The 17,042-nt window shown below is 64.8% G+C and carries 18 protein-coding genes; 6 read left to right on the top strand and 12 right to left on the bottom strand.

The genetic code is table 11. The annotated features are described in order from the left end of the window. Positions 1-5: 5 nt before the first annotated feature. Complete coding sequence (locus ACWBU6_RS28580; protein ID WP_452646704.1) at positions 6-374, top strand: group III truncated hemoglobin; 369 nt, start codon at positions 6-8, stop codon at positions 372-374. Here the strand turns inward: ACWBU6_RS28580 and ACWBU6_RS28585 are convergent. The 6 genes from ACWBU6_RS28585 to ACWBU6_RS28610 all read right to left on the bottom strand — a co-directional run bounded on the left by ACWBU6_RS28585 (position 367) and on the right by ACWBU6_RS28610 (position 6,230). After that, entirely contained in the window at positions 367-975 is a 609-nt protein-coding gene (locus ACWBU6_RS28585; protein WP_452646705.1) for a hypothetical protein, read from the bottom strand. The two genes, ACWBU6_RS28580 and ACWBU6_RS28585, sit on opposite strands and share 8 nt — an antisense overlap. Next, positions 965-3,253: a TonB-dependent receptor gene (locus ACWBU6_RS28590; protein ID WP_452646706.1), complete on the bottom strand. Its 2,289-nt coding sequence runs from the start codon at positions 3,251-3,253 to the stop codon at positions 965-967. The genes ACWBU6_RS28585 and ACWBU6_RS28590 overlap by 11 nt, the downstream gene beginning before the upstream one ends. A gap of 96 nt (positions 3,254-3,349) precedes the next feature. Then, complete coding sequence (locus ACWBU6_RS28595; RefSeq protein WP_452646707.1) at positions 3,350-3,643, bottom strand: hypothetical protein; 294 nt, start codon at positions 3,641-3,643, stop codon at positions 3,350-3,352. A gap of 140 nt (positions 3,644-3,783) precedes the next feature. Continuing rightward, positions 3,784-4,059 carry a DUF6587 family protein gene (locus ACWBU6_RS28600; RefSeq protein ID WP_452646708.1) on the bottom strand — a complete coding sequence of 92 codons (276 nt, stop codon included), beginning with the start codon at positions 4,057-4,059 and terminating at the stop codon, positions 3,784-3,786. A 3-nt stretch (positions 4,060-4,062) separates the two neighbouring features. Beyond that, positions 4,063-5,952: a ferrous iron transporter B gene (gene feoB / locus ACWBU6_RS28605; protein ID WP_452646709.1), complete on the bottom strand. Its 1,890-nt coding sequence runs from the start codon at positions 5,950-5,952 to the stop codon at positions 4,063-4,065. A gap of 5 nt (positions 5,953-5,957) precedes the next feature. Further along, positions 5,958-6,230 (bottom strand): FeoA family protein, encoded by a 273-nt coding sequence (locus tag ACWBU6_RS28610; RefSeq protein WP_452646710.1) that lies wholly within the window; start codon positions 6,228-6,230, stop codon positions 5,958-5,960. Between the two features lie 157 nt (positions 6,231-6,387). Here ACWBU6_RS28610 and ACWBU6_RS28615 point away from each other — a divergent pair, with 157 nt between their 5' ends. After that, positions 6,388-6,597: a (2Fe-2S)-binding protein gene (locus tag ACWBU6_RS28615; protein ID WP_055934253.1), complete on the top strand. Its 210-nt coding sequence runs from the start codon at positions 6,388-6,390 to the stop codon at positions 6,595-6,597. Between the two features lie 10 nt (positions 6,598-6,607). Next, positions 6,608-7,288, top strand: a complete 681-nt coding sequence (locus ACWBU6_RS28620) for an energy transducer TonB (protein ID WP_452646711.1) — start codon at positions 6,608-6,610, stop codon at positions 7,286-7,288. A gap of 94 nt (positions 7,289-7,382) precedes the next feature. Here ACWBU6_RS28620 and ACWBU6_RS28625 read toward each other — a convergent pair whose 3' ends face one another. Together ACWBU6_RS28625 and ACWBU6_RS28630 are read right to left on the bottom strand one after the other, a co-directional pair. Continuing rightward, the gene (locus ACWBU6_RS28625; protein ID WP_452646712.1) at positions 7,383-8,063 is read right to left on the bottom strand and encodes a Fe2+-dependent dioxygenase; all 681 of its coding nucleotides are present in this window, start codon (positions 8,061-8,063) and stop codon (positions 7,383-7,385) included. A gap of 1 nt (position 8,064) precedes the next feature. After that, positions 8,065-10,356 (bottom strand): TonB-dependent receptor, encoded by a 2,292-nt coding sequence (locus ACWBU6_RS28630; RefSeq protein ID WP_452646713.1) that lies wholly within the window; start codon positions 10,354-10,356, stop codon positions 8,065-8,067. Between the two features lie 156 nt (positions 10,357-10,512). Here ACWBU6_RS28630 and bfr point away from each other — a divergent pair, with 156 nt between their 5' ends. The 3 genes from bfr to ACWBU6_RS28645 are packed head-to-tail and all read left to right on the top strand — an operon-like array spanning position 10,513 to position 11,890. Then, positions 10,513-10,989 carry a bacterioferritin gene (gene bfr / locus ACWBU6_RS28635; RefSeq protein ID WP_452646714.1) on the top strand — a complete coding sequence of 159 codons (477 nt, stop codon included), beginning with the start codon at positions 10,513-10,515 and terminating at the stop codon, positions 10,987-10,989. After that, positions 10,989-11,471 carry a helix-turn-helix transcriptional regulator gene (locus tag ACWBU6_RS28640; RefSeq protein WP_452646715.1) on the top strand — a complete coding sequence of 161 codons (483 nt, stop codon included), beginning with the start codon at positions 10,989-10,991 and terminating at the stop codon, positions 11,469-11,471. Before bfr ends, ACWBU6_RS28640 begins: the two co-directional genes overlap by 1 nt. Continuing rightward, positions 11,468-11,890 (top strand): VOC family protein, encoded by a 423-nt coding sequence (locus ACWBU6_RS28645; RefSeq protein WP_090440082.1) that lies wholly within the window; start codon positions 11,468-11,470, stop codon positions 11,888-11,890. Before ACWBU6_RS28640 ends, ACWBU6_RS28645 begins: the two co-directional genes overlap by 4 nt. Here ACWBU6_RS28645 and ACWBU6_RS28650 read toward each other — a convergent pair. The 4 genes from ACWBU6_RS28650 to ACWBU6_RS28665 are packed head-to-tail and all read right to left on the bottom strand — an operon-like array spanning position 11,887 to position 17,023. Then, complete coding sequence (locus ACWBU6_RS28650; protein ID WP_452646716.1) at positions 11,887-12,816, bottom strand: PfkB family carbohydrate kinase; 930 nt, start codon at positions 12,814-12,816, stop codon at positions 11,887-11,889. The two genes, ACWBU6_RS28645 and ACWBU6_RS28650, sit on opposite strands and share 4 nt — an antisense overlap. A gap of 30 nt (positions 12,817-12,846) precedes the next feature. Beyond that, positions 12,847-14,199, bottom strand: a complete 1,353-nt coding sequence (locus tag ACWBU6_RS28655) for an MFS transporter (RefSeq protein WP_452646717.1) — start codon at positions 14,197-14,199, stop codon at positions 12,847-12,849. After that, the gene (locus tag ACWBU6_RS28660) at positions 14,196-15,137 is read right to left on the bottom strand and encodes a PfkB family carbohydrate kinase (RefSeq protein ID WP_452646718.1); all 942 of its coding nucleotides are present in this window, start codon (positions 15,135-15,137) and stop codon (positions 14,196-14,198) included. The genes ACWBU6_RS28655 and ACWBU6_RS28660 overlap by 4 nt, the downstream gene beginning before the upstream one ends. Positions 15,138-15,151: 14 nt before the next feature. After that, complete coding sequence (locus ACWBU6_RS28665) at positions 15,152-17,023, bottom strand: alpha-amylase family protein (RefSeq protein ID WP_452646719.1); 1,872 nt, start codon at positions 17,021-17,023, stop codon at positions 15,152-15,154. Between the last annotated feature and the right edge of the window lie 19 nt (positions 17,024-17,042).

A 17,042-nucleotide genomic window follows, 5' to 3' on the forward strand; every position in this document is an offset into this window, starting at 1 on the left:
CCGGCATGCTGCCCCTGACGCCCGAATCGATCCACCGCCTGGTCCACGCCTTCTACGACGGCGTGCGCGCCGACCCTGAACTGGGGCCGGTATTCGAGGCGGCCATCGACGACTGGGAACCGCACCTGGCGCGCATGGTGGAGTTCTGGAGCACCACCATGCTGGGCACCAAGAGCTTCCAGGGCAATGTCTACGGCAAGCATATGGCGCTGCCGGGCGTGCAGCCGCAGCATTTCCAGCGCTGGCTGGCGCTGTTCCAGGCTACTGTCGACCGGCTGTTCGAGCCGGCTGTGGCCGGGGAGTTCCGCATCGTGGCCAGCCGCATCGCACAGAGCCTGCAATACGGCTTCTTCGGCCAGGTGCACTTCAGCTGAAGGCGTCGGCCGCGCTCATGACCGAATAGCTGGCCTGCCAGCGCCGCAGCGTGGCCGGCAGCACATGCACCGGCTGCGGCGAGGCGATGAATGTTCCCGCCGCCTGCGCGCAATCGGCATCGCGCACGCGCAGCCAGTCGAGCAGGTCGGATACCTCGCAGCATGGGGCAGCCGCGTGTCCGCCGCCGGGCGTGCCCGCCCTCTCGTCCGCGCTGCCTGCGCCACCCGTGCCGCCACGCAGCGCCAGCCGGGACGGAGCGCAGCCCGCCTGGGCCAGCAAGTCCGCGACCGCGCCGCGCGTGGCCGCATCGTCCAGCACCTGCTGCGGTACCGGCAGCGCCAGCACCAGGTCCAGTTCGAAGCCTTCCGCGTGCCACATGCGCAACGCGGCCAGCGCGTCGCACACCATATGCAGCACGAAGAGCTGCCGCGCGGCCGGCCCGGCCAGCGCGGCCAGGGTGGCGGGCGTTGCGGCCAGGCTGCCGTCCTGCCGGCGCCAGCGCACGTCGGCCCGCACGCAGGCGATGCTGCCATCGCGTGCCGCCACATGCGGGTGGCACCATAATTCGAACTCGCCGAGTTCCAGGGCATTACCAATCAAATTTCACCTCGGCTGTGTAAGAGCGCTGTGGGTAGGGATGGAAGTTCCAGTATTTGTAGTTGTTGGCATTGTCGATGCCGAAGGCGGCACTCCAATGCTGGTCGATGCGGTAGCGCAGGCGCATGTCGACCGTGAAGTATTTGCTCGCTCCCTGGTAGGCGAAGCCGTTGACGTCAGTGTTGTCCAGGGTCGAATACTGCTTGCCGCTGTAACGTGCAGCCAACGTGGCGCTCAGCTTGTCGTTCACGCGATAAGTCGCTACCGCGCTGGCACGCCATTCCGGAATGCGCGGCTGCCATTTGCCGACGCTGGCGGGGAATCGGGCGTTGCGCTTGATCTTGGAATCGGTCCAGGTCAGGCTGGCCTGCATGTCCAGGCCTTCCACCAGCACGTCCTCGTTCGACCAGGCGGTTTCCAGGCCGTGGGTGCGGATCAGCTCCACATTCTGCACATTGGTCACGTTCGGCGTGACCAGCACATTGGTCTGCGCGTACAGCGCGTCGCTGTTGCGCTCGAAGAAGGCTGTCAGGCGCAGTGCGGAACTGCCCACCAGGCGCTCGGCGCTCAGCTCCGTGGTCCAGGAGCGTTCGGCTTTCAGGCCGGGGTCGTTGTTGATCAGGGTGCCGGCATTGTTGATGCCGCCCTGGTACAGCTCGGATACGGTCGGCATGCGCACGGCGCGGCCGGTGGACGCCTTGATGGTCCAGTCGTCGCTGGCCTGGTAGGCCAGTGCCGCTTTGGGGGACACATGGTTTTCGCTGCGCCGGGCGTGGCGCACCACGGTGCTGGCGTTGGCTGTCTCGCCGTCGCGGCCGGTCCAGTGCTCGAAGCGCGCGCCGAGCACGGTCTTCCAGTCCGGCGCCAGTCTCCAGGTGTCTTGCAGGTACAGGCTGTCGATGCTGGTGCGGCCGGAAAAGGCCTGGTTGCGCGCGCCGGGGGAGCCGTTCAGCCAGTCGCTGGTGGCGCGTTCGAGGGTGGACAGCTTGTATGCCGCCCGCTGGTAGCCGAAATCGACGATGTGCGCGCCGCGCATGCCGCCGGGACGCCAGACGCCTTTCAGCGACAGCGTGCTCCAGCCGGTGCCGCCCTGGTCGACGATGCGGCCGGCGCCGCCGGTGGCAGCAGCCGGGCGTGCCGTTGCAGGTGCGCGCAGGATGTCGCGGCTGTAGTCGTACAGGCTGGCCGCCACTTCCCAGTCGAAGACGCCCTTGGTGTTGCTCTTCACCGTCAGGCCGTGCATCAGGTGGCGCAGTTCTTCGCGCGATGAATTGAAGTCCGGTGCAGCCAGGGTGAAGCTGCGGCCAGCAATCGATACCGGGCCGCTGTACACCGGCCTGCCCGCCGCATCGCGCAGGTAGCTGTTGGGCGTGCCATCCGAATCGTTCTGCCACCAGCCCAGCGCGTAGCTGGCGCGCACGGTCGGCGAAAAGTCGTAAGCCAGCTTGAACTTGGCGTGCTCCTGCACCGTGCTGTACTGGGTGGCCGTGCCGAGAATATAGATGTCGCGATTGGTACGGTCCTTGCCCACCACGGCACCCGTTACCGGCACGCCGGCGCCGCCCGCCGCGCCGCTGGCGATCACGCGACTGGTATAGGTTTGCGGATGGCCGTCGCTGTCGGTACGGTTCACGCTGAAGAACCAGGACCAGGCGCCGTGGCGGCTGCCCAGCGACATGCTCGCTTGCCTGGCGCGGAAGTCCTGGTCCGTGCCGTACAGCCCAAAAGGCTGGACCACGTAGCCGACCCGGGCATGGGCTTCGAACTGCTTCGGCATGCGCGTCTGGTAATCGACCACCGCGCCCACCGAGTTGCCGCCGTAGGCGGCGGAGAATGGGCCGTACAGCACGTCCACCCGTTCGATTTCCTCCGGCGCCACCATGCCCCAGCGTGGCGCGAAGGTGGCTCCGTTGCCAAGGTAGTTCGACAGCAGCACACCGTCCGCATACACTGCCGAACGCGCACTGTTGCCGGTGCCGGAGGCGCGGGTCGACAGCACGGCGTGGTTGTAGTCGCCGATATAGCGCTTGCGCACCAGCAGGCTAGGCAGGTATTTCAGGGCGTCTTCCGCATCGCTGGCGTTGACCTGGTCTTCGATCCGGGCGCGGGTGATGCCTTCGATGGTGGTCGGAATCTGGGTCGGCAGCGAGGTCGGATTGGTGCCGGCGATGACGACAGTGCCAACCAGCTTGAGCGGCGATTCCCCTACGTGGTCGGCCAGTGCTGGCGTCGAAAACACGGCCAGCACAGCGGCGGCCAGGGGAATGAGGCGGGTGTTCATGATGCTTCCTTTCTTGTTCTTGCGAGCGGGGGCCTTGCAACCGCGCAGCCAAAGGGGCGCGTGCAATGCAAAGCCGGGGGAACTACGCGGGAAAGATCAAGCTGAAGGCGGGGCGCGCGAGGGTGGCGCCACAGGTCCTTGCTGGGGCAGCGCTGCAGGCGCCTGCAACGCGGGTTCGGCGCGCGAAGGCGCCATGAGCGCCAACGCAATGGCGGCGAATGGCGGCGGCACAGGCGGCAGGTCGGCCTGTACCATGCAGTAGCCGCACTTCTGAACCATGTGGTGGGCTGTCGGCTTGGCGTGGCAATCGACGGCGCTGTTGTCGCCGCAGGCGGCCGACAGCAAGGTGGATAGGGTTGGCGCGGACACCGCCACCAGCATCGCAAACAATGCGATCCTGACTATATTGGCGAATTGTCTCCTGCTCCAGGCCACGATGGCTCCACAATGCTGCTTGCGATAAGTGGCATTGTAGGTACCCCTTTTGGGGCTTCACATGTCCTGCGTCAAGCTTTCAGGAGATCGGCGGGCTAGCGCTGGACGTGCAGCGTAATGACGCGGCGCGCCGGGCCGCCGCCGGATGGGGGCGCTGGCGGCGCGGGAGAATCGCCGCAGCCGCCGCAGGAACCGCAGCCGCTGCCGCAGCTCGATTCCGTGTTGAAGAAGCGCGCCAGCTTTTCCTGCGGCAGGCCGCGGCGCGACAATACATGGACAATCCGCTGGCGCCATGCGGCAGGCAGGTATTTGCGCGCCGCGTGCAGCGCGGCGGCTGCCACGATGATGCCGACGATGATTTCCTGCCACATGGTTCAGCCCGCCAGCGCCAGGGCGACGCGGTATGTGATGAAGGTGGCGGTGTAGGCCAGCGCAAACATATAGCCAGCCATCAGCAGCGGATACTTCATCGAATTGGTTTCGCGCCGCACCACGGTCAGCGTGGACAGGCACTGCGGCGCGAATACGTACCAGGCCAGCAGCGCCAGCGCAGTGGGCAGGCCCCAGCTTGCCTGGATCACAGGCAGCAAGGTGTTCGCCAGCTCGTCGCCGGTCTGCGACAGCGCATACACCGTGCCCAGCGCGCCGACAGCCACTTCCCGCGCCGCCATGCCCGGCACCAGCGCAATGCAGATCTGCCAGTTGAAGCCGATCGGCGCGAAGATGTATTCCAGCGCGCGGCCCAGCATGCCGGCCACGCTGTAATAGATCGGCGGATGGGTCGCGCCTTCCGGTGCGCCCGGGAAGCTGGACAGGGCCCACAGCAGCACCATCAGGGTCAGGATGGTGGTACCGACGCGCATCAGGAAGATCTTGGCGCGTTCGTACAGGCCGATGACCAGGTTGCGCATATGCGGCCAGTGGTAGGCCGGCAGTTCCAGCATCAGCGGCTGGTTGCGTTTGGCGCGCATGGAGCGCTTCATGACCCAGGCGACAGCCATGGCGGAGATGATGCCGGCAAAGTACAGGCAGAACAGCACCAGGCCTTGCAGGTTGAACATGCCCCACACTTCGCGCTCCGGGATGAAGGCGGCAATCACCAGCGCATACACCGGCAGGCGCGCCGAACAGGTCATCAGCGGCGCGATCATGATGGTTACGATGCGGTCGCGCGGATTCTGGATGGTGCGCGCCGCCATGACGCCGGGAATGGCGCAGGCGAACGAGGACAGCAACGGAATGAAGGCGCGGCCCGACAGGCCGACGCCGCCCATCAGGCGGTCCAGCAGGAAGGCTGCGCGCGGCAGGTAGCCGCAATCCTCCAGCACCAGGATGAAGAAGAACAGGATCAGGATCTGCGGCAGGAATACCAGCACAGCACCGACACCGCCCAGCACGCCGTCGACCAGCAGGGAGCGCAGCACGCCGTCGGCCATATGCTCCCGGACCAGGGCGCCCAGGTGCTCGACGCCGCCGCTGATCATGTCCATCGGCACTTCGGCCCAGCTGAACACGGCCTGGAACACGCAGAACATCAGCACGGCCAGGATGATCGGCCCCATGAAGGGATGCAGCACGAAATGGTCGATCTTTTCGGAACGGTTGCCGCGGTCGTCCGCGTCCTTCACCGCAAGCGCCATGATGCGGCGCACCTCGCGCTGGGTTTCCTCGACGCTCACGGCATCGATCGCGGACAGCGGCTTGGCCGCGCTTTCATAATATGGCCACAGGCTGTCCAGTGCATCGACCAGGGCTTTCTCGCCGCCGCTCTTCACGGCCACGGTTTCCACCACCGGCATGCCCAGTTCCTGCGACAGCCTTGCCGCATCGACCACAATGCCGCGCTTCCTGGCCACGTCGACCATGTTCAGGCACAGCACCATCGGCAGGCCGAGGCGCTGGATTTCCAGCGCCAGGCGCAGGTTCAGGCGCAGGTTGGTGGCATCGACCACGCAGACCACCACGTCGGGCGAACGCTCGCCTTCACGCAGGCCGGCCACCACGTCGCGCGTGATCATTTCATCCGGGGTGTGGGCCGACAGGCTGTATGCGCCCGGCAGGTCGAGCAGGCGGTAATGCTTGCCGGCGCCGGAGGTGAACTGGCCTTCCTTGCGCTCGATGGTGACGCCGGCATAGTTGGCGACCTTCTGGCGTGCGCCGGTCAGGCGGTTGAACAATGCGGTCTTGCCGCAATTCGGGTTGCCCAGCAGGGCGACCATTGGCTGCTGCGCGACGACTGGCGCGGCCTTTTCTACTGCACCCATTACATTTATTCCGGTTGGATCGAGATCAGCGCGGCTTCGAAGCGGCGCAAGGCAAAGGTGGCATTGCCTACTTTAATGGCGAGGGGTTCGCCGCCCGGCAGGCCGCGTTTGAGCATGCGGATCCGTTCGCCGGGCACGAAGCCCAGCTCCATCAGGCGGCGCGCCAGGTCGGCGCCGTCCTCGGTGTCTTCCGGGTTGCCCGGAGCAATATGTACCACCGTTCCGCTCTGCCCCACCGGCAGGGAATCAAGCTTGATCAGGGTTGGCGCAAGGGTCATGGCGAACTTTCCAGGGGGACATACAACCGCATCATTATAAATGAGAATGGTTTTCAATTTCGCTTGCATTGTAGCCCTGTTCGGGTAGAATGGGAACCGTAATGATAATGATTCTCAATAACGGAATCGCAATCTTAGCCAGAAGGTAATTTCTGAAATGATCGTTTGTGTCTGCAACAACATCTCTGATCGAGAAATCCGTCAAGCCATAGATATGGGTATCAGCTCCATGGACGAGTTGCGCGAAGCGCTCGGCGTGGCCACCTGCTGCGGCAACTGCCTCAGCTATGCGGTGGAAGTGCTGGACGAACATCTGGGCAGCGGAATACAGGAGACTGTGCTCAAGCGCCCAACACTCACCGTGTAAGGAGCGCTCTATGCAATCGATGACTTTCCCGGCTGGCGGCGATTTCGGCGCCGGTGATGGCGGCGCCAAGCTGACCAAGATCGCAGCGGTCGTCGCTTTGCATGCAGTCCTCGGTTATGCCTTTATCAACGGCACCATGCACCGCCTCGTGGACCGCATTCCTGAAGTGGTCAACGTCACTTTCGTGGCTGCACCACCACCGCCGCCTCCCGCGTCGCAGCCCAAGACGGTGGACATCGCACCGAAAGCGCCTTCGATCACCCCGCCTCCGCTGCCGATGCTGCCGATCGTGATTGAAAACACCATCACCTTGCCGCCATCGCAAGCGCGTGTGACTGAAGCTGCACCGGCAACGCCGGTGGTGGCTGCGCCGGCCGACCCTGCGCCTGCGGCTCCTGCCGCTCCAGCCGGCCCGCGCGTGATTTCCGCCGTGGAGTATATTCGCGCACCGCAGCCGGTATACCCGTCGGTTTCGCGCCGCATGGGCGAACAGGGCGTGGTGACCTTGCGCGTGCTGGTGAACGAGAAGGGTTATGCCGAGCAGGCAGCGATCCAGAAATCTTCCGGCTTCAACAACCTGGACGAAGCGGGCCGCGCCGCTGTCATGCGCGCGCTGTTCAAGCCGTATGTGGAAGATGGCAAGGCGCAGCCGGTGTATGTGGTTGTGCCGATTAACTTCCAGATGTCCTAAAACCGGTGTCAGACCCATAGGGTCTGGCACCTATGCGAAAACGCCGCGTGCTTCGTTCGAAGTCCGCGGCGTTTGCGTTTCGGTTTACGGGTTTTTACAGGTCAGCCCACATCCGCAGCAGGTTGTGATAGTGTCCCGCCAGTCCGACGGTAGCCTCATCATCGCCATGCGCGGCGCGCAGCTTCTGGATGTTCTGGTCCAGCTCAAACAGCATGCTGCGCTTCCAGTCATCGCGCACCATCGATTGCGTCCACAGGAAGGACGCCACGCGTTCACCGGCAGTCACCGGGTTCACGCGATGCACGCTGCTGGCCGGATAGATGATCGCATCGCCTGCCGGCAGCTTGACTTCATGCGCGCCATAGCTGTCCATGACGGTCAGCTCGCCGCCTTCATACTCTTCGGGATCCGACAGGAAGACCGTGGTGGAAACGTCCGAACGCATCACGTCGGACGACCCCACCATATGGCGGATCGCGCCATCAATATGCAGGCCGTAAGTCTCTCCGCCGGCATAGCTGTTGAAGTATGGCGGCAGGATCTTCAGCGGCAATGCCGCCGAATAGAACAGCGGGTTCTTCGCCAATGCCTTGATGATGATATCCCCGAGCTCCAGCGCCAGCGGCGTCCCTTCCGCGATCTGGCGGTTGCGCTTGACTTGCGCCCCCTGCGAGCCCACGCTGGCGCGGCCGTCGATCCATTCGGCGGCGGCCAGGCGCTGGCGGAAGGTCTTGACTTGTTCCGGCGTCAGCACGCCGGGGATATGCAGCATCATATTAGTAGCGGAAGTTCGCGGTCAGGGTGGCGGAGCGGCCCGGGGCCACGCCGGCGTAATGACCGGACGAGGTCTTGTCGAAGTAGAACTTGTCGGTCAGGTTCTGCACGTTCAGCTGCAGGTTGATGTTCTTGTTCACGTCGTAGCTCGCCATTGCATCGAGGCGGGTGTAGCCAGGCACGTACTTGGTGTTATTGATGTTACCAAATACCTTGCCGGAGGTGCTCAGGCCGCTACCAAGGATCAGGCCAGGCAGCACGGTGTACGAGGTCCACAGCGATGCGCTCTTCTTCGGCGTGCCCGGGAACTTGTTGCCGTTGAACGGGGACGGACTCCACACCGGCTTCGCAGTGGTGCCAGTGTTGACGAAGCCGTTGTCATCGACTACCGCATCGAGGAAGGTCACGCCGCCGAACACCTGCCAGTTGGTGGTGATGGCACCGCTGGCGCCGAACTCGATACCCTTGACCGACTTCTTGCCGACGTTCTGGGTGGTGCCGTCCGGTGCGGTGACGCGGGCGTTGTCCATGCGGCTTTCGAAGATGGCTGCGCTCAGGGACAGGCGGCGTGCGCTGACTTCCCACTTGGTGCCCAGTTCAAAGTTCTTGCTTTCCTGCGGCTTGAGGTTGGCGACCGCCGCGGACAGCGCGTCGGTGCCGTCGCCGCTGTCATTGCCAGGCGGGGTGGACGAGGTGCCGTAAGAAACGTAGATGCTGCTGTTGGCGGCTGGCTTGTACACCAGGCCGGCCTGGGTGCTGACGAAGCTGGACTTGTTCTCGGCATTGACCGCAGCGACCACCGGCGTGACGGCGGTGTTGGCATTGGTGTGCAGCTTGCTGCGGTAGCCATCCCAGCGCAGGCCCACGTTCAGCAGCCAGTTCGGGCTGAATTCGATGGTGTCGAAACCATACACGGAACGGTTGTTGGTGTGCACGTCGGTGTTGTTCGGCGCCACGGAACGTACCTGGCCCACGCTCCATGGATCGTATGGGTTCGGGTTGGCCAGGGTGGTGCAGTTGTACAGGGTTGCCGCGCCGGCGGTCGGGCAGGTGGTCGACTTGGTCAGCGGGTTGTTGGTGCCCGGCGTGAACAGATAGGTCAGGCGATCGGTCAGCTCGCGCGAAAACTCGACGCCGGCGGTGAAGCTGTGCTTGATGCCGGCAGCAGTGAAGGAACCGGTCAGGGCCGAGGTGTTGGCCAGCGAGTCGGTCTGCACCAGGCGGCTGTTGTGGCGGCGCCATACGGTGCCGTACAGTGCCACGTTGCCCTTGGAATCGTCCGGCAGGGTATACACGTAGTGGTTTTCGGTCTTGGCCGAACGGGTCACGTTGCGCAAGGCCAGGCCGTTGCCGAAGTCATGCTTGATGTCGATGGTGCCGATGTTGGACTCGGTGTCGCGGAAATCGCGCTCCACCAGGCCATAGAAGGTGTCGCGCGCCACCGATACCGGCGTGCCATTGCCGTTCTTCGACATATTGGCGCCGCTGGTGAATGGATTGTTGTACGGCTGGCCGGCGTCCGGCATTTCGCTGGACTTCATCAGGTAGTAACTCAGGTTGACCTTGGTCGCGCCGCTCAGGCCGAAGGCCACGGAGGGGGCGAAGCCCCAGCGGTCGCCTTTGGCTTCCTTGTGATGGCCCGGTACGCGGCTGTCGTGGCCCATCACGTTCAGGCGCACGGCAGCATTGTCGCCCAGGGTGCGGTTGATGTCGGCGGTCACGCGGCGGTAATCGGCCGTGCCCACGCCCACATTGGCGTTGATGAAGTTGTCGGCCTTGGCAGTCTTGGAGACCATGTTCACGCCGCCGCCTGCCGAGGAACGGCCGCCGTATGCGGAGTTCGGGCCCTTGACCACCTCGATCTGCTCCAGCGCGAAAATTTCGCGCGACTGGGAGCCGCTGTCGCGGATGCCGTCGATATAAGTGTCGGTCTGGGCGTTATAGCCACGGATGAACAGGTTGTCGCCCACCGGCTGGCCGCCTTCGGCCGCACCCACGGTAATGCCCGGCACCATGCGCAGCGCGTCCGACAGCGAGGTCGAGCCGGTCTGGGACAGCACTTCGGTCGGGATCACGGTGACCGATTTCGGGGTATCCAGCAGGGGCGCGGTGAATTTTTCGGAAGCGGACTGCTTGACCTGGAAGTTGGTGCCGTTGTGACCGGTGACAGTCACTTCGTGCATTTTGTTTTCCGGGGCGGTGCTGTTTTCGGCGTGGACTGCCGGCAGCGCCAGGGAGGCGGCGATGGCTGCGAGCGTAGCTGGCGAATGCTTGCGGCTCTTGATAAAGGACATGAACAACTCTGAATTGTTGGGATAAAACGCAAATGATAATAGTTTTCATTTGCATTAGCAATGTCGTTAGCAATCCTATGTTGCCCGCATGACTAGGTTGGCGCCCTGCTTCGTGGCAAAATGCCATTATTCCCAACCAAATAAGAAGGAAACCCCATGAAGGGCGACAAAGACGTTATCCGTCTGCTCAATGCACAGCTGACGAACGAGCTGACGGCGATTAACCAGTACTTCCTGCATGCGCGCATGTACCGTCACTGGGGCTTCGACAAGCTGGGCAAGAAAGAATACGACGAGTCGATCGGCGAGATGAAGCATGCCGACCGCCTGATCGACCGCATCCTGATGCTGGACGGCCTGCCTAACCTGCAAGCCCTGCACAAGCTGCTGATCGGCGAGAACACCGAAGAAATGCTGGCCGCCGACCTGAAGCTGGAAAAAGGTGCGCATGCGACCATCAAGGAAGGCATTGCGCAGTCGGAAAAAGTCGGCGATTACGTATCGCGCGACCTGCTGCTCGAGATCCTGAAGGATACCGAGGAGCATATCGAATGGCTGGAAACCCAGATCGACCTGATCGGCAAGATCGGCATCCAGAACTACCTGCAATCGCAGATGTCGGAAGCTGAGTAATGCCCGGCCAGAGTCCGGAGTTGCTGCGCCGCCTGCTGCGCGCAAAAGACCGGATGGACGGCGCCTCGCACGAGGAATGGCCGGTAAGCCGCCTGGCGGAAGTGAGCTGCGTCTCCCCGACGCACTTCGCCCGCTCGTTCAAGGAGGCTTTCGGCCTGCCTCCCCACCGCTACCTGCTCACGCGCCGTATCGAACGCGCCGTGACGCTGCTGCGCGAAACCGACCTGCCCGTCACCGATATCGCTTATTCGACCGGCTGGAACAGCATCGGCACATTCGGCCGCACCTTCCGCGATATCACCGGCAAAAACCCGGGCGACATCCGGGACCAGGTACGCGCCGAGGCTGGGCAGGCCGGCCGGGTCCCCGCCTGCGTGCTCAGCGCGGCGCACCGTCCCGACCTCACAATGGCAGTTTCGGAGAAGCGGCGCCAGGAAAGCGTCCCTACAATGGAGTCTCACTTAAAGGAGACCACCCCATGACTCAAGGTATTCAAACCGTAGGCCTGTATGTACGCGACCAGGATGAAGCACTGGCCTTCTATGTCGACAAACTCGGCTTCAAGGTCCACACCGACGTGCGCAATGGCGACTACCGCTGGCTGACCGTGCAGCATCCTGAGCAGCCATCGTTCCAGCTTGGCCTGTACGTGCCGGGCGCGCCAGTCCATGATGCGGCCACCGCCCAGGCGCTGAACGCGCTGGTTGCCAAGGGCGCCATGCCGCCGATGGTCCTGGAAGTGGACGATTGCTTCGCCGTCTACGACAAGCTGCACCAGAAAGGCGTGGAATTCACCCAGGAACCGGTGGAACGCTACGGTACGGTGGATGCCGGCTTCCGCGACCCGTCCGGCAATGGCTGGAAAATGATCCAGACGCGCCGCAAGGTGGCGGCGGCTTAATCCAGGCCCCAGGCCGAGCGCCAGGGCGCGTAGAACACCGGATCCGGCGCTACCGCGCCCGCCATGCCGCACACTGCGGCGGCGAAAGCGTTGGCGCGCTCCAGGATGAGCTGCATCTCCCAGCCGCGCGCACGGCCCAGCAGGAACACCGCGGCAAACGCATCCCCGGCCCCGACCGAATCGACAAACCGGCCCGGCTTGCCGTCGGGGCGCCCGGCCACGCGCGCTCCATCGGCGCCGAAATACATGGCGCCGCGCTCTGCCAGCGTGACAAGCAAGCCCTTGATGGAAAAGTTGTGCATCATGGCGCGCGCTTCCGCTTCGACGGCGGCGCAATCGATATCCACCGTGTCGGGGCAGGTGTGGCAGTACCATGAGAACAGCGCCTGCAGCTCGTCCTCGTTGACCTTGAGGATGTCGGCCCGCTGCAGCGCGGCAAACACCACGGATTCGTCCGCGCCGTCGCGCAAGTTCAGGTCGAGGAAATGTTCGGCCTCGTCGGCGCCATCCAGCACGGCATTGAGCGCAGCACGGGAAGCCGGCTCGCGCTGGCCCAAGGTGCCGAAGTACACGGTGTCGGGGGAGAAGGCCCGCATCACATCGACTGCGGCTGCCGCTTCGATATGGTCGTAAGCCTGTTCGGCCAGGATGTGGAAGCGGTGGCCGCCGTTGCCGTCGCGCTCGACGAGCACGCGGCCAGTCGGCTGCGGCCCGTGCTGCAAGCCTTCGGTGCTCATGCCGAAGCGCGCAAACGCCTCCCGCACCTGGTCGCCGTGCTTGTCGTTGCCGACGCGCGTCACCATCAGTGCGGGCAGGCCCAGCGCGGCCAGGTTGCGCGCCACATTGAACGGGGCGCCGCCGACGACTTGCTGGTCGCCAAAGTCGTCCAGCAGGGCTTCGCCAAATACCAGTACTCGCTCTGACATCGCTGCCCTCCCCTCGTTGTTCGGCTCGGGCTATTTTAGCAAAACAGCTTCCTGGTGCGAGGCGCTAGCGGGCAGCGGGCGTGCGGCCCGCAACTTGACGAACAGCACGGCCACCGCAGCGCACAGCAGCAGCGCGCCAGCCAGGCGCACCACGTTGGCGGGATCGCCGCGCAGCAAGCGGTGGTAATACAGTGGCAAGGTGAAAATCTGGATGATCATCGGCATCACGATGAACAGATTGAAGATGCCCATGTAGACGCCGGTGCGCTCAGGAGGAATACTGCCCGCCAGCATCACATAGGGATTGCCCATGATGCTGGCCCAGGCCAGGCCAATGCCCAGCATAGGCCACAGCAACTGCAGCGGTTCGCGGATCAGCGGAATGCACAGCATGCCGATGCCGGCCGCCGCCAGGCAGACGCTGTGGGTAAGCTTGGGGCCGAAGCGGCGCGTGAACGGCACCAGCGCAAAGGCGGCGATGAAGGCGACGAAATTGTAGAAAGCCCCTACCTGCCCGTTGAGCAGGCCCGCTTCGCGGAAGCCGGCCGACGCCGGATCCGATGTCTTGTAGATGGACGACGCCAGTGCCAGCATGATGTACTGCCAGTAGCAGAACATGGCATACCACTGGAACAGCTTGACCACGGCCAGCTGCTTCATGGTGGACGGCATCTCGCGCAGCGCATCGGCAATTTCCTGCAGGGTATGGCGCCAGCCGGCGGGCCTGGCGCGCAGCTCCGCTTCCTCCTGCGGCGACAGCGGCAGCTCGGGCGTGGTCCAGCAGCTCCACAGCACCGACGCCAGCGAGAACACGGCCCCCAGCAGGAAGGCGCCGATCACAGTGTAGGGGATCTGGTGGCTGTTGACGGCGTCGCGGCTGGTGCCAAGGTAGACCAGGATCGAGGGCGTGAGGTAGGCCAGCGTCTGCCCCAGTCCGGTGAAAGCGCTCTGGGTCAGGAAGCCGAGCGAATGCTGGCGCACTGCCAGGCGGTCGCTGACGAAGGCGCGGTACGGTTCCATGGTCACGTTGTTGGCCGCATCGAGTATCCACAGCAGGCCGGCGGCCATCCACAGCACGGGGCTGAAGGGCATGGCCAGCAGTCCAAGGCTGCAAATCAGGGCGCCGATCAGGAAATACGGTGTGCGGCGCCCCCAGCGGCTTACCGTGCGGTCGCTCATGGCGCCAATGATGGGCTGCACCAGCAGGCCGGTGACCGGTCCGGCCAGCCACAGGTAAGGCAGGCTGGCTTCATCGGCGCCCAGGTATTTGTAGATCGGGCTCATGCTGCTTTGCTGCAGGCCGAAGCTGAACTGGATGCCGAAGAAGCCGATGTTCATGTTGGCGATCTGCCGGAACGACAGATGCGGTTTGTGCTGCGTCATCGCGTGGCTCCTTCCGCTGCGGCTTGCCAGCGCTGGGTCCATGGTTCGTAAAACGCCAGGTCCTGCGGCACGGCGCCGGACAGGCTGCAAACAGCGCCGGCAAAGGCGTTGGCGCGCGCCATGGTCAGCGCCAGCTCCCAGCCTTGCACATAGCCGTGCAGGAAGACGGCGGAGAAGGCGTCGCCGGCGCCTACCGTGTCCACCAGCTTGTACGGTTCCTCATTGCCATGCTCGCGGATTAGCCGGCCGTCTGCGCCAATATACATCGCGCCGCGCGGGCCGAGGGTGACCAGCATGGCCTGCAGGTTGAATTTTTCGATCAGCAGCGAGCAGGCCGGGGGCAGCCCTGGATCGTGGGCGCGCACCAGTTGCGGGCCGCCTGGCGCGTACCAGGACAGCAAGGCCGCCAGCTCGTCTTCGTTGACCTTCAGGATATCGGCATGGCGCAGCGATTCATAGACGCTGCGCTCCGTGTACTGGCCTTCGCGCAGGTTCAGGTCGAGGTAGCGCGTGGCCTGGCTGGCCTCCAGCAGCTCGATCAGGGCAGTGCGCGAGGTCAGGTGGCGCTGGGCCAGGGTGCCGAAGTACAGCACTTGCGGCCTGGCCGGTTCGAAGGCGGCCCGCGCCGGGGCAGCCTCGATATGGTCGTAAGCCTGGCCGGGCAGGATGTGGAAGGCATGGCCATGCTGGCCGCGCTCCACCACGACGCGGCCGGTGGGCCAGGTGGGGTCCGTTTGCAAGCCCCATTGCGCCATGCCGTAGCGCTCGAATTCCGCCCGCACGGCGGCGCCATTGGCGTCCCGGCCGATGCGGGTAATCATCAGCGCCGGCGTGCCGAGGGCGGCCAGGTTGCGCGCCGCATTGAAAGGCGCGCCGCCGACTACCTGTTCGCTGCCGAAATCATCGACGAGGGCTTCGCCGAACATTGCCACACACATGGCTGTCTCCATCATTATTTCTGGTTGTCGCGCTCGAGCCAGTGCATGGCCCAGGGCGCCAGGGTAATCTCGCCGCGCATTACGCCGCCTTCAAGGGCGTCGCGCCATTGGCCAGGCAGCGCGAACTGCTGCGGCCTGCCCGAAAAGTTGTAGAGCGCAAGGAAGGCCGATCCACGCTGCAGCGCCAGCACCGCCGGCGCTGACGGCAGCAGCGAGCGCTCTGCGCCTGCCGCCAGTGCCGGGATGCGCCGGCGGGCAGCCACCAGGCCACGCAAGGCGGCATAGACACGGCCGGCCTGGGTACCGCTGTCGTGGCGCCGGGCGAAACGCTGCTCGTCCAGCATGGGACGCTGCAGCCAGCGGCTGTCCATTGCACGGTCAGCACGCTGGCGGAAGCTGTAGTCGTTTGCCTGGCCCAATTCGTCGCCCATGTACAGCACCGGCAGCGCGCCAAACCCGAGCGCCAGTCCGTGCAGCAGCTTCAGCCGCCGCAGGGCCTGCTCCTCGGCTTCGGCTTGCGCGCCGGCGCCACCCCATCCTTCGAGGCCGGCCAGGCTGGCGGCCATGCCGTTGCTGCCGTGCGCCGCGTCCGGGTCGCTGCTCTGGAATGCTTCGCCGCTTGCATAGCTGCCGTCGGCGCCTGCAAAGAAGCGCGAAATGGCGGCCAGGCGGGCCCGGGGATCGCGCCCTCCTTCGGCGGCTTCCGCCCGCAGCACGTTCCAGCCGATGTCGTCATGGCAGCGCACATAGCTGAGCCAGCTTGCGTGCGGCGGCAGCGGCGGCGTGCCGGCCACTACACTGCGCAGCAGGCCGGCATCCTGCTCCGCCAGCGCGCCCCAGGCCGCCGCCATCAGGCTGCTGTGGTAAGCAAGATGGCATTCCGGCTGCGCTGCCGCACCGAAGTAAGCGGGCAATTCGCGCATCGGCACAATCGCTTCCGCCTTCAGCAGCACGCCCGGCGCGGCGATGGACGCCAGCGCACGCAGGGCCCGCAGGATCAGGTGCGCTTCCGGCTGGTTCATGCAGTTGCTGCCCTCCCGCTTCCAGAGGAATGCCGTTGAGTCCAGGCGGAACACTTCAATCCCCCGGTTGGCCAGGCGCAGCAAGGTGGCAGCCATGGCGGCGAACACTTCCGGGTTCGCCCAGTTCAGGTCCCACTGGTAGGGATAGAAGGTGGTCCATGCCCAGCCATCGAGCGCCGGCACATGGGTGAAGTTGCCGGGCGCCGCCTGCGGAAAAACCTGGCCCAGGGTGCGTTCATAGGCATCCGGCTGCGATCGGTCCGCGAACACATGGAAGAAGCCGCGCAAGCGCGCGTCGCCTTCGCGCGCACCGCGCGCCCAGGCATGATCGTCCGCCACATGGTTCAGGATGAAGTCCGCGCACAGGCTGATGCGTGCGCTGCGCAAATCGGCGGTGAGCGCCTCCAGGTCGGCATTGCTGCCGAAGCGCGGGTCGACCTCCTCGAAGCTGGCGACTGCAAAGCCGCCATCATTTTCCCCTTCGCGCATCTTCAGGAACGGCAGCAGGTGCAGGTAGCGTACACCCAGTTCCTGCAGGTGCGGTATGCGCGCCGCCACGCCGCGCAAGTTGCCGCCCAGCCGGTCCACGTAGCCGCAGTAGCCAAGCATCTGCTGGCCGAGGAACCAGTCCGGCTGCGCGGTGCGCGCCGTATCCAGCGCCGCCAGCGCCGGGCTGCGCGCGCCGTGCAATTCCCCGATGGTGGACAGCAGGCTGCCATACCACTCCTCGAACCCTGGTGTGCCGCCGTACAGGCTTTGCAGGCAACTGCGCAGCGCCGGGCCGTGCGCCGCATAACGGCGTTCGGCTTCGGCACGGCGCGCCGCCGGCACGGCGTTGAGCAAGTGTTGGAGGGATGAAGACATCGGCATTGCGCTTTCCAGG

Source organism: Pseudoduganella sp. HUAS MS19 (assembly GCF_053615455.1).

Bases quoted from the DNA above. Each gene is read 5' to 3' on its own strand.
- ACWBU6_RS28580 (WP_452646704.1), top strand. From the start codon at position 6: ATGCTGCCCCTGACGCCCGAATCGATCCACCGCCTGGTCCACGCCTTC.
- ACWBU6_RS28590 (WP_452646706.1), bottom strand. From the start codon at position 3,253: ATGAACACCCGCCTCATTCCCCTGGCCGCCGCTGTGCTGGCCGTGTTT.
- ACWBU6_RS28600 (WP_452646708.1), bottom strand. From the start codon at position 4,059: ATGTGGCAGGAAATCATCGTCGGCATCATCGTGGCAGCCGCCGCGCTG.
- feoB (WP_452646709.1), bottom strand. From the start codon at position 5,952: ATGGGTGCAGTAGAAAAGGCCGCGCCAGTCGTCGCGCAGCAGCCAATG.
- ACWBU6_RS28610 (WP_452646710.1), bottom strand. From the start codon at position 6,230: ATGACCCTTGCGCCAACCCTGATCAAGCTTGATTCCCTGCCGGTGGGG.
- ACWBU6_RS28615 (WP_055934253.1), top strand. From the start codon at position 6,388: ATGATCGTTTGTGTCTGCAACAACATCTCTGATCGAGAAATCCGTCAA.
- ACWBU6_RS28620 (WP_452646711.1), top strand. From the start codon at position 6,608: ATGCAATCGATGACTTTCCCGGCTGGCGGCGATTTCGGCGCCGGTGAT.
- ACWBU6_RS28625 (WP_452646712.1), bottom strand. From the start codon at position 8,063: ATGATGCTGCATATCCCCGGCGTGCTGACGCCGGAACAAGTCAAGACC.
- ACWBU6_RS28630 (WP_452646713.1), bottom strand. From the start codon at position 10,356: ATGTCCTTTATCAAGAGCCGCAAGCATTCGCCAGCTACGCTCGCAGCC.
- bfr (WP_452646714.1), top strand. From the start codon at position 10,513: ATGAAGGGCGACAAAGACGTTATCCGTCTGCTCAATGCACAGCTGACG.
- ACWBU6_RS28640 (WP_452646715.1), top strand. From the start codon at position 10,989: ATGCCCGGCCAGAGTCCGGAGTTGCTGCGCCGCCTGCTGCGCGCAAAA.
- ACWBU6_RS28645 (WP_090440082.1), top strand. From the start codon at position 11,468: ATGACTCAAGGTATTCAAACCGTAGGCCTGTATGTACGCGACCAGGAT.
- ACWBU6_RS28650 (WP_452646716.1), bottom strand. From the start codon at position 12,816: ATGTCAGAGCGAGTACTGGTATTTGGCGAAGCCCTGCTGGACGACTTT.
- ACWBU6_RS28655 (WP_452646717.1), bottom strand. From the start codon at position 14,199: ATGACGCAGCACAAACCGCATCTGTCGTTCCGGCAGATCGCCAACATG.
- ACWBU6_RS28660 (WP_452646718.1), bottom strand. From the start codon at position 15,137: ATGTGTGTGGCAATGTTCGGCGAAGCCCTCGTCGATGATTTCGGCAGC.
- ACWBU6_RS28665 (WP_452646719.1), bottom strand. From the start codon at position 17,023: ATGTCTTCATCCCTCCAACACTTGCTCAACGCCGTGCCGGCGGCGCGC.